The sequence below is a fragment of the Sporosalibacterium faouarense genome (assembly GCF_016765695.1).
Lineage (GTDB): Bacteria > Bacillota > Clostridia > Tissierellales > VENL01 > Sporosalibacterium > Sporosalibacterium faouarense.
The window spans coordinates 40,558-52,178 of record NZ_JAETGO010000086.1 but is presented as its reverse complement, the minus strand read 5'-3'; the positions used below and the strand labels follow the sequence as shown (position 1 = coordinate 52,178).

The window sequence follows — 11,621 nt, the reverse complement described above, 5'->3', positions numbered from 1 at the left end:
TATTATGCACCTAACATAGGAAGGTTTACTCAAGAGGATACATTTAGGGGAGATGGACTGAACCTATATGTATATGTGTCAAATAATCCTGTGAAGTATGTTTACCCTAGTGGACATTGTAAGGATGGAGCAGGAAATAGTTCGCAGAATTCACCTAGAGCATATTATACTGGCTCTTACCCATATAGTAGTTATGAGGATAATGGACCAGTTGACTTAGTAGAATCAGTTAAACTTGAAGGATTAGGAAGTCCAGAAGAAGATGATATATATATTAAAGTTGGTAGAGTGACTGCAACAGGAGGTGATTTTGGTGCAGTTATGGATGGGAGTATAGTAAAAGCTAAAATTCATAATTTAGATTTAGGAAATTATGATGATATTTTAGACTTGGATGGTTCCTATGCAAGAGGAAGTGCAGGAATAATGGCAGATATACAAAATCGCCAAGATGGGCGAGGTGGTGTTCTTAATGTTGAAGCCTATGCTGCTATTGTAGAAGGAAGTGCTACCTTTGATGCACAAGGAACAAATCATAGAGTGAAAATAGGATTATCTCCAGGTCTGGGTTCTGTAGGTGGTCATTTTAAGGCAGGTGTTAATTATGTTGATGAAAACGAAATTAGACATTATTTTGATTTAGAGGTTGGAGGAGCATGGGGAATAGGGGTTATTGCCGAAATTGATATTACAGATGAAGGTGATGGAAAAGAATATTATAGAGATCCATCTGACATGACGATAGAGTTTGCACATTAAAAATAAGTATGCATTCTATAAGAACAATAGAATTACGATGTAATAAATATGAAAGGAGAGCTTTATGAGAAATAAAGAAAATACCGTCCTCGAAAATTATCTATATTTGCTAAAATTTAAGAAATTTATGATTCTCCATGTTGTAGGATTTACATGTTTTTTAATTATGTGTATTTACCTTATTGTTATAAGCTTATTTGCAGGAGATTTTTTAGAGGCACTAGGATTCTTTGTAGCAATTTTATTTACGTATATTTTTCTTAGAGTATTTCAATTCCTCTGGATTACAAAAGGAGCAGATGACAATTACTTTTATTTCTTTAAGGGTAAAAGTAAAGAAAAATAAGTATTTAAGTTAAAAGTATAATTGTATTGTTGCGTAAAGGGGGAGATTGTTTGAGTCAAGATTCAGCGAAGTTGTTATTGATTTCTATTAATATGCTTATGATTTGGATACTATTTGTTCCTTATATAGTATACTTCATTAGAAAAAAGATTTTTAATAAGAAAGGTAATATAGAAGGTATAACCTCACTTACTATTAAGTTGATTCCAATTATATTTATTGCAGGTTTTATGATTTTAACATCAGCTTTATCAATTATTCCAGTAGTAGTAGAGAATCATGAGCAATTACCTGATATTTACCAAAATATATTATCTCAAGAATGGATAACTAATTATGAATCTATTGCTATTACATTCAACATATGCTTAGTTCTTATAGAACTATTAGTGATATTTAAATTTTTGTCTAAAAATAAAAAAGCTTGAAATAGAAATTATTAGTAATAGCTAATAAGAAGCATCCACTAGGTCAAGGGTAAAAAATTACCCTTGACCTTTCTACATTTTTGAATCAAAGGGAAAGTAAGAATGCATAGTGCAAGATACTTGCTAAAATATAGGGGAAGTATAATATTTGATATAGAGAAATACAGTATAGATTACTTTATAAAGAACAATAGTGATTTATTGGAAAAACACAAAAGTTATAGTTGGCCAATGAACTATGATACTATTGAAGAACTAAGAGAGAAACTTGTAAGAGAAGAATATTCATATTATGTAATTTCTTCTTCTTATGGGTTAAATGGATGGATATTAGCTAAAAATTATAAAACAATACTCTAAAACTAAGAAAATTATGTGCTAGACATGGTGTAAATCTTAGATTAAAACAATTTATAAGAAACACTAATATAGGGATGACTTACTTACCATCCCTATATTAGTGCATAATGTAACTTATGTAGAGTTTATAGCTTCCTTACTGGAATTTGTATCTCAACTAGATAATTATCTGGGTTAGGCTCATTCCATGCACCCTTAATTGATATTTGTCTTGCATTTCCATAGGACTCATATTTACTATCTTCAATCCAGTTAGCAAGAAAGTAAAAAGCTTCATCAATATTTTCATAGGGTCCTTTATATAGGATAGTTGCCATAGTAGGTATGGCCTCGACCTCTCTGAAAACAAATTCACCTTTACTATCCTGTAATTCATCCACAGGCATTACTACTTCAATATCTATATTACTATCCTTATGCTCTCCATCATGATATATAGCAAAGGGGGCCCCATTGGGTTGGAGTTGACTACCTTGAGCAAATTTTCCTAGCTTTTCCCATAAATTAACCTCATTACTATAGCTGTCCACTATTCCTCTTACAGACACAACTTTATAGCTTGGTATTTCTTTTATGATTATTTCATAATTCATTGTATACATCTCCTTACCTAAATTTGAAATAATTTTATCAATATCTGAAATCTTTTTTTCTTCAACTGTAATAGTATCTTTAATTTCCAATTGTTTTCTTTTTAATTCTTTTATAAAATCTTGATCGTCCCTTACCTTAATCAACCTAGATATCTCTGATATGGTGAAACCAACGTCCCTTAGTGTAACTATTTTAATAAGCTCTGGCATTTGACTAGCAGAATAATAACGATATCCTGTAAACTTATCAATTTTTTTAGGCTTAAATAGTCCAACTTCATCGTAATATCTAAGCATTCTTGTAGATACCTTTGTAAACTTAGAGAATTCTCCTATCTTGAACATAATAGCACCTCCCATGATTGAATAAATCCGGATTATGATTTTATTATAAACCTTATCATTATGTTAAAGTCAACATATAATTATAAATTAAGTATATTATGGAATACAATAAACATAAATATTTATCTCAAGTATTAATTATAATGATCTAAATGGAAAAAAATATATTTCAATAAACTATTTGCTAGAGGCTTTGAATATAATTAAACAGGTATAACATTCATAGAGAATGTTATACCTGCTATTTGAGAAAATTGCATATTTAAAATTTAATATTTTAATTACCTTTTAACTTGACCTTTCTATTAGCATAGTAATTGAAGAATCCAGCGGCTACTATAAGCGTAGCTCCTATTATAGTTATAGAATCGGGAACTTCTGCCCAAATAATCAATCCTATAAAGGTAGAGAAAACTATATTAGTATAGGTATATATTGATAGTTCTCCAGCTGGAGCAAATCTGTAAGCATTTGTCATCAAGAATTGTGCCGTTGTAGCAAATAGTCCTAATCCTAGTAATCCTAAAATTTCAGTTGGTGATGGTACAACGAATTGCCCAAATATCATAAATGGTATCATAACAACGGTTGAGACAAAGGTAAAATATAAAACTATAGTTTCAGCTGCATCTGTATGTCTTAAATGTCTAATAGTTGTATATGCAGCTCCCGCAAAAAATGCGGATCCTAGAGCAATAACAGATGGTAAAATACTTGAGTTAAACTCAGGCTTTATTACTAGCATAGCCCCACCAACAGCTAATATTAAAGATACAAACTGTAATTTCTTGATTTTTTCTTTTAGGAAAATAGCCGATAAAACTAGAACAAAGAATGGTGACATTTTATTAAGGATAACAGCATCTGCTAGGCGAACTTGAGATAAAGCATAAAAATAACAAGCAACACCTAACAGTCCAAAAGTACTTCTTAATAATAGAATGGGGATATTATTACCTAATAATGGCTTTTTCTTTTTTCTTACCATTGAAAAAGCTATAATAAATCCAAAAATATTTCTAAAAAATATTTTTTCAGCAGTTGGAATGTTATCTAAAGACTTAACAGTAGCTGCCATTAACGCAAAAAATAAAGCAGATAGCAATATAAGTACAATTCCCTTTGATTTATTTTCCATATGTAAACCTCCAAGTATTTGATAAAAATTCTCAATAAGATTATAATTCTAATAACTATATTAGTCAACTATTTGAATTTTGTGACAATTAAGCTAAATAAAACAAGGTAGGTTAATTCCCTACCTTGTAATTATCTCATTTCGTTATTAGCCACTGTATAAACTTTCTTATAGAGAGGGTTATCCCCCATATTCTGACCCATGTAATCCAAGAAGCTATTAATGTCTTCACCAGCAAATTCAATTATTTTATCTGCTAGATGATCAATTACTTCTTGCTCCTCACATTCTGCAACTACTTGGAAAATCTCACTTATGTTATTTGCTAGTAAAGAATCCATATTTCCTCCAGAAGATAAGTCTGAAGAAATATTATTACGAACCATTGTGTTTAATGCATCACAAAGAATCCAACCTGTACCTTCAACAGTTTTTAATAGGTTATAATGATGCTTTGGCATTTTATAATCCATCTTAATCCTCCTCTTAATCTATTCTTAAATTAGTATTTGTAAAAAAGAAAATATTAAACAGATTAAAATTTAAAAACAAGAAATCATTATTTAAGGGAATTGCATATTAAAATTTTATTCAAGGTTATATCCTCGTGACTGAGGTATTTAGCTACTTTAGTAATTAGTTTAAGGAAAAAGTGACTGAATAAGTCATTTTCACTTGGGATGAAATCTTTTAAAAATTCCACTATTTCTAGAATAATTTTGCTTAAAAATAAACTTATATATTATAATAAGACTATAAATGTAAAATAAATATATAAAAATAGTTTGTTTTTATGGGGGTGAAGCTTTAGAATGAAGGTTCTAATAGCTAATGATTCATTTAAAGGGAGCTTAGATACATTTGAAGTAGCGGAATCTATTGAAAAGGGAATAAAAAAAGCAAATCAAAAGATAGAAATAATTAGGAAGCCTTTGGCTGATGGTGGAGAGGGAACAGTAAAGGCTTTAGTAAATGCAACAAATGGACAGATACACAATGTACAAGTGATCGGACCTTTGGGAGACAAGCTTGATTCGTTTTTTGGAATTTTAGGTGATAAAAAGACAGCAGTTATAGAGATGGCAGCAGCTTCAGGATTACCATTAGTTCCAGAAGAAAAAAGAAATCCAATGGTAACCACTACATATGGAACGGGAGAATTAATAAAAATAGCCTTAGATAAAGGATGTAGAGAATTTATTTTAGGTATTGGAGGAAGTGCTACCAATGATGGAGGAGTAGGAATGGCACAAGCCTTAGGAATAAGCTTTTTAGATGATAAAGGTCAAGAGGTAGGATTTGGTGGAGGTTCATTAAAGGATATAAAGAGAATTAAACTAGAGAATATTGATAATAGAATAAAAAAATCTAATTTTGTAATTGCCTGTGATGTAGATAATCCATTATGTGGTCCAAAGGGAGCATCCTACGTATATGGGCCCCAAAAAGGGGCAAATGAAGAAATGGTATTAGAGTTGGATAAAGGGCTTAATCATCTAGGCGATATTATTTCTAGAGAATTATCCATAAATATAAAAAATGAGCCTGGAGCAGGAGCAGCTGGGGGATTAGGTGGAGGAATGATGGCCTTTCTAAATGCTCAATTAAAATCTGGAATAGATTTGGTAATGAAGAATATGAAGCTAGAAGATGATATAAAAAATTGTGATCTAGTTATAACTGGAGAAGGTAAGATTGATGATCAGACTATTTATGGAAAGGTTCCATTTGGAGTTGCTAAGTTATCAAAAAAGTATGATAAACCAGTTATTGCAATAGCAGGAAGTGTTTCTGATAAAGGATATATTGTAAATAAATATGGAATAGATGCAGTTTTTTCAATCATGAATTATCCTATGTATATAGAAGAAGCAATGAACAAAGATAAGGCTAAACTTCTTATTGAGAGTAATGTTGAGCAGATTATCAGGATAGTCTTACTTTAAAACAGACAGGTTTTTATATTCATAGATTCTACTTTTTTAATATGCAAAAAGTGTTGCAAAGGGAAAAGAATTATCCTTCGCTAATTATTCTATAAGTATATTTTAGCCATAGGATATGTTTTTGTAAAAGTGTAATAAGAAAGAAATGAAATAATATATTTAAAACACCTTTGTGAGGGGTTCTAAACATACTATATTAGGGGGGAACTGCATGAAAAAGATAATGATTATACTTATTATTTTATCCTTGCTGTTAGCAAGTTGCACTACGGGGGAAACAAAGGTGTCTACACAAAGCTTAAACAATGGATTTCCGATATTAGAGGAATACAAAGAGCTGGCACAACTTGAGAAAGGTACTGAATATGAATTTGATGGATTGATAAAAAGAAGTATAACTGGATATTTTATGGATGCTCTTTATATGCAAGTCTATTCAGCAATGATATTAACAAATATGATGTCAGAGAATACAATTGAAAAAGCTATAGATATTAAATCAAATAATGGTGATTTAATAAAAGGATTAAGTATATATAATCGTAGGAATATTGAACATTTGACCCATGTTGCTGAAAGGACTCCCGAGGAAGACCCTATACAAGAATGGTATTCCTTAATCCTATCCTATCTAAAATTTCTTAACTATGATGTTATGGCAAATCTACAAGAGAATTATGGCAATGTAATTGGAGCATGTGCTGATATATCCAGTATGAATGTTGCAATGATGAGACTAATGGGAGTAGAGCCAGAGGATGTTGTTTTATTAACAATACCTGAGCATGCCATTACTAGCTTTAGCTACAAAGGTGATGACTATCTTTCAGATAATGCATATTTTTTAAAGCATAAAGATCATAACATCTATAATGATACTATGGGAATGTTTCAAGATGTAGATTATGGACAGCTACCTAATTACAACAAGGTTATTGGAATCTGTAATGATGCATATTATACTACTGGATTTACTATGGAAGGAAGAATGACTCAAGAGGCCTATGAAAGCTTCATTGAAAGGTATGATTTTAAGGATAAATATGAAGCTGATATTAACTATTTTCAATTAGAGCCAGATAAAAAAGGTTTCCCTACAGATTTTCCCCATGTAAACATTGAAATAAAAAAGGGAGATAAAGCTAAGGATATATCTGAGAATATTGTCAATCAAGTATATACCCTAAGTAAAGATACACCTGAATCCCAATACACCCTTGCAAAATATGGATATCAGACATTAATAGTTAAGCATCCAGAATTTTATGTTAGCGAAAGTGCTAAAACTCAGCTAACAAAAAAATACTCTAAGGAATTAAGTACATCTAAAGACATGATTAATTACATTAATGAAAATATTGAAGGAGGAAGTATATTTAAAGAAGCTCATAGAATCATGGATCCAGAAGAGGTAATTGTAACTGGAAAAGGAGGGCCTAAGGATAAAGCATTATTATTAAAGAGTTTTATGATCAATAATGATATACCAGCATATATTTTATTTACTGATGAAAAATCCTATGTAGTTTTTAATGAAAATGGATGGAAAATATTTGATACAACTACTATGGATCTTACTAAAAATATAGAAGGAAAACTTACTTTGATTTTTAACGAAGAAGAAGTGAAATATCCTTTAATGGATAGAGATGATTTAGGAGATAAAATCCAAGATTTCTTAACTGATTTAAACCTTATTGATTCTAAATAAAATATGAAAGAAAACAATTAAGTGAAAAGCAACTGAATAGCCAAATATTAAGAGTTAATTTTACTTAAAGGTAGATAAGGGAATTAGATAAAATTTTATTCAATTCTCTAAAAAATATAGATTTCTTAAATATACTAAATGATTATGATAATCCTGTATGGATATATTATAATATAGTAAGAAGGTAAGAAACTTTAAAATACATAAGGAGGTAGCACATGGATAGAAAAAAAATATACATAACTAGAGAAGTACCATTGATGCAAGTGGATTTATTAAGACAACATTTTGATGTAGAAATCAACCCTATGGACAGAACTTTAACTAAGGAAGAACTTATAGAAAAGGTAAAAGGTAAAGATGCATTAATAACTCAGCTTGCAAATAAGATAGATAAAGAAGTATTGGACAATGCAGATAACTTAAAGGTTATATCAAATTTTGCAGTTGGATATAACAATATAGATATAGAGGAAGCTACGAAAAGAGGAATTCAAGTAACTAATACTCCTGGAGTACTTTCTGATACAACTGCTGAACTTGCATGGGCTCTTATGTTTGCTGTTACTAGAAGAGTAGCAGAAGGGGATGGATATGTAAGGAATAATAAATGGAATAGTTTTGACCCAAATCTTTTATTAGGGCAAGATGTTACTGGTAAGACCCTTGGTGTGATTGGAGCAGGTAGAATAGGCAAGGCATTTGCTAAAAAGAGCTTAGGCTTTGATATGAAAATTCTTTATCATAATAGAAATAGGGATGAAGAATTTGAAAAAGAATACGGAGCAATCTATGTAGATAAAGAAACTTTATTAAAGGAAGCAGATTTCATTTCACTACATGTACCATTGACTGATGAAACTAAGCATTCTATAGGTAGAGATGAATTTAAGATGATGAAAAATACTGCGATAATTATTAATACTTCCCGTGGTCCAGTTATAGATGAAAAAGCTTTAGTTGAAGCTTTAAAAGAAGGACAAATATGGGGAGCAGGATTAGATGTGTTTGAAAATGAACCTAAAATAGAAGAAGAGTTGAGAAGTATGAATAATGTAGTTATGACACCTCATGTTGGAAGTGCTTCAAATGAAACTAGAACTAAAATGGCAAGATTAGTTGTTGATAATGTTTTAGCAGTATTAAATGGGAATAGAGCAATAACACCTGTAAACCAAATATAGTATAACAAAAAGGAAGGGAATTCCCTTCCTTTAATTAATTAGTCAACTTTTTAGAATACCTCTTATTACATACTTGTAAACAGCTATATAAATATTTCTTTTTATTTAAATTCCTCCATAAACTTAATAGCATTCTTTGGATCTAATTTTTTATTAATTAGTGGAGGATTATCTTTGATTTGAGGAATTCTATCTATAAAAGTAGGTTTATCTTCTTTATAAATAACTCCTATTGGAATTTTATTCTCCCATTCTTGAGATTTCTTAAAAGCTTCAACCTTATCATATGGGTTGTAATCATCTTCAATATAGTACACTCTATCTTTATACCATTTATAAGTGTTGATTTTATTAAATGTAACACATGGCTGTAGAATATCTATAAGCGCATAGCCATTATGCTCCATTCCAGCTTTAATCATCTCAGAGAGATGGTCTTTGTCAGCTGAAAAGCTTCTAGCGACAAAGGAACAACCAAGACTAATGGCGAATGCAATTGGATTAAATTCATCAGCATACACTCCTTCAAATTGCATGCTAGTTTTATGTCCTTTTCCAGTAGTTGGCGAGCCTTGTCCTTTAGTTAAACCATATATTTGGTTGTTGTGCACTAGATGAGTAATATCTATATTCCTTCTAATATTATGAATTAGATGATTTCCACCTTCACCATATGAGTCACCATCTCCTGAAGTAACGATTACTCTTAAATCTTTATTTGCAATCTTAGCCCCAACTGCTGGAGGAATACCTCTTCCATGTAAACCATTAAAACCATTTGCATTTACGTAATGTGGCGTCTTAGCAGCCTGACCTATACCGGAAGCAATCAAGATATTATGGGGGAGTAAATCTAATTCAGAGAATGCCTTTTTGAGAGCATTGACTATTCCAAAATTACCACAACCAGGGCACCAAGAGTTTTCAGATTTTGATTCGAAAAGTTTTATATCAGTAGCCATTATAACACCTCTTTTTTTACTTTATTGTATATATCAGTTCCACTCAATTGACGACCATCATATCTCAATATACTCTTATCACATTTGAAACCAGTCTCTTGAGCTATTAAATTAGCCAATTGTCCAGTAAAGTTATGTTCAACATTAACAATAGTTTTTGAATTAGTACCATAGTATTCTAGCTGTCCGGTTGGAAGTGGCCAAATATCACCAAATATCAAAGCACCAATTTTAATTGACTCATTTGCTAATAATTCAACGGCTTCTAGAAGAGAACCATGGGTTGAACCCCATCCTAATAAAAGTATTTCAGGATTTTCTACTCCAATGTATTCTGGCTCTTGAATTTCTGATTTCAACAAGCTTATTCTTTTCATTCTCTTGTTCATCATAGCAATACGATTTTCTATACTTTCATCAACAAAACCAATCTCATTATGTTCATGACTATCTCCTAAAACCGTTTTGCTTTCTATAGTACTAGGAATGATTCTAGGAGATATACCGTTTTCAGTGAACTTATATCTCTTATAGAATCCTTCTCCAATATCATCTTTACTTGAAAGATATCTATCAATTGAAATTTCATCAAAATTGTAAGGCTTTATAGTCTGGTTATAATCTGCCAAGTACTGATCACTAAGTATTATTACTTGAATTTGATATTTTTCAGCTAAATTAAGAGCTCTAACAGTTTGATAGAAAGCATCTTCAGGGTTTCTAACTGCTATTACCATTTTAGGAAAATCATCTTGAGATGCACTTATAACAAAGTCTAAATCACATTGAGCAGTACGGGTAGGTAATCCTGTGGCAGGTCCTGGTCTTTGAACATTTACGATAACTAAAGGTATCTCAGCAACGGCTCCTAATCCAATACCTTCAACCATTAATGAAAATCCTCCACCGGATGTACCAGTCATAGACCGAATGCCTGCATAGGAAGCTCCTAAAGCCATATTAATAGCAGCTATTTCATCTTCAGCTTGCTCAACTAGAATACCAGCTTCCTGTTGTTTTTTAGATAAATAAGTCATTACACTAGTAGAAGGCGTCATAGGGTAAGCAGAATAAAATGTTACACCACCTGCAATAGCACCTAAAGCTATAGCTTGATTACCATTAATAATGATATGGTTATCTTCATTATTTGAATTAATGTTAAAATGAGACTCTACTAATTCATGCCCCTTTTTAAATGCCTCAAGATTAGCTTGACTAGTATTTTTATCGAAACGTTTCCTTAGTACAGGTTCTATGTTATCAATTGAAATTCCAAATATTTTTAATAGGGCACCTATCCCAATTGAACCAAATACTCTTGGATTTTTTATTTCACGAGATAGTTTTCTCATAGGTATTTGAATAACTCTTTTATCTTCTGAATTTAAATCAGTATCACAGATAATAATTCCATTATTATTTAAACGATTAATATGATTGTCAATTGTGGATTGGTCTAGAGCAATAATTGCATCTAAAGTAGGATGATGGGAGGTTATAGGTGTTGTTCCAAATCTTATTTGAACAAAATTATGTCCTCCTCTAACTCTAGACATATAGTCTTTATTGGCAAACACGTAAAAACCTTTTCTTTTTAACACCTTCTGCAATAATGTACTTATTGTTGACATACCTTGACCAGCAGCACCACCAACGAGAATATTATATTTCATATTATGAACACTCCCTTAGTCTATTTAACTTAAATATATATATACCTTATAAATACTCAGCTATTCACTATATTATTAGAAAAATTTTAAAATAACTTAATAATTGAAAAGACTGCTGATAAATAAAAATATCAACAGTCCTATTGTTTGCATAAGTTTTTTATTTTATAGAA

General features: G+C 30.9%; 12 protein-coding genes. 7 read left to right on the top strand and 5 right to left on the bottom strand.

From position 1 onward, the window contains the following. The 4 genes from JMO20_RS16320 to JMO20_RS16305 form a co-directional block, all read left to right on the top strand. Positions 1–759, top strand: a 759-nt coding sequence (locus JMO20_RS16320) for an RHS repeat-associated core domain-containing protein (protein WP_279380161.1), incomplete at its 5' end; no start/stop codon positions are given. 64 nt (positions 760–823) lie between these two features. After that, entirely contained in the window at positions 824–1,105 is a 282-nt protein-coding gene (locus JMO20_RS16315) for a hypothetical protein (RefSeq protein ID WP_202710772.1), read from the top strand. A gap of 50 nt (positions 1,106–1,155) precedes the next feature. Further along, positions 1,156–1,533: a hypothetical protein gene (locus JMO20_RS16310; protein ID WP_202710771.1), complete on the top strand. Its 378-nt coding sequence runs from the start codon at positions 1,156–1,158 to the stop codon at positions 1,531–1,533. A 102-nt stretch (positions 1,534–1,635) separates the two neighbouring features. Then, a complete protein-coding gene (locus tag JMO20_RS16305) occupies positions 1,636–1,893 on the top strand; it encodes a hypothetical protein (protein WP_207753536.1) in 258 nt (85 codons plus the stop codon). Positions 1,894–2,018: 125 nt separating this feature from the next. On the opposite strand, the gene JMO20_RS16300 is transcribed toward JMO20_RS16305, so the two are convergent. The 3 genes from JMO20_RS16300 to JMO20_RS16290 form a co-directional block, all read right to left on the bottom strand. After that, the gene (locus tag JMO20_RS16300; RefSeq protein ID WP_202710769.1) at positions 2,019–2,831 is read right to left on the bottom strand and encodes a MerR family transcriptional regulator; all 813 of its coding nucleotides are present in this window, start codon (positions 2,829–2,831) and stop codon (positions 2,019–2,021) included. 277 nt (positions 2,832–3,108) lie between these two features. Then, positions 3,109–3,969: a DMT family transporter gene (locus tag JMO20_RS16295; RefSeq protein WP_202710768.1), complete on the bottom strand. Its 861-nt coding sequence runs from the start codon at positions 3,967–3,969 to the stop codon at positions 3,109–3,111. Positions 3,970–4,100: 131 nt separating this feature from the next. Beyond that, the gene (locus tag JMO20_RS16290; protein WP_202710767.1) at positions 4,101–4,442 is read right to left on the bottom strand and encodes a hypothetical protein; all 342 of its coding nucleotides are present in this window, start codon (positions 4,440–4,442) and stop codon (positions 4,101–4,103) included. 339 nt (positions 4,443–4,781) lie between these two features. Between JMO20_RS16290 and JMO20_RS16285 the strand changes: the two genes are divergently transcribed. The 3 genes from JMO20_RS16285 to JMO20_RS16275 all read left to right on the top strand — a co-directional run bounded on the left by JMO20_RS16285 (position 4,782) and on the right by JMO20_RS16275 (position 8,810). Then, on the top strand, positions 4,782–5,915 hold the full coding sequence (locus tag JMO20_RS16285; RefSeq protein ID WP_202710766.1) for a glycerate kinase family protein: 1,134 nt from the start codon (positions 4,782–4,784) through the stop codon (positions 5,913–5,915). Between the two features lie 211 nt (positions 5,916–6,126). Further along, positions 6,127–7,626, top strand: coding sequence for a hypothetical protein (locus tag JMO20_RS16280; protein ID WP_202710765.1), 1,500 nt, complete (start codon positions 6,127–6,129; stop codon positions 7,624–7,626). A 218-nt stretch (positions 7,627–7,844) separates the two neighbouring features. Then, positions 7,845–8,810 (top strand): 2-hydroxyacid dehydrogenase, encoded by a 966-nt coding sequence (locus tag JMO20_RS16275; protein WP_202710764.1) that lies wholly within the window; start codon positions 7,845–7,847, stop codon positions 8,808–8,810. A gap of 101 nt (positions 8,811–8,911) precedes the next feature. Here JMO20_RS16275 and JMO20_RS16270 read toward each other — a convergent pair whose 3' ends face one another. Continuing rightward, positions 8,912–9,772 (bottom strand): 2-oxoacid:ferredoxin oxidoreductase subunit beta, encoded by an 861-nt coding sequence (locus tag JMO20_RS16270; RefSeq protein ID WP_202710763.1) that lies wholly within the window; start codon positions 9,770–9,772, stop codon positions 8,912–8,914. Beyond that, complete coding sequence (locus tag JMO20_RS16265) at positions 9,772–11,448, bottom strand: 2-oxoacid:acceptor oxidoreductase subunit alpha (RefSeq protein ID WP_202710762.1); 1,677 nt, start codon at positions 11,446–11,448, stop codon at positions 9,772–9,774. Before JMO20_RS16265 ends, JMO20_RS16270 begins: the two co-directional genes overlap by 1 nt. Between the last annotated feature and the right edge of the window lie 173 nt (positions 11,449–11,621).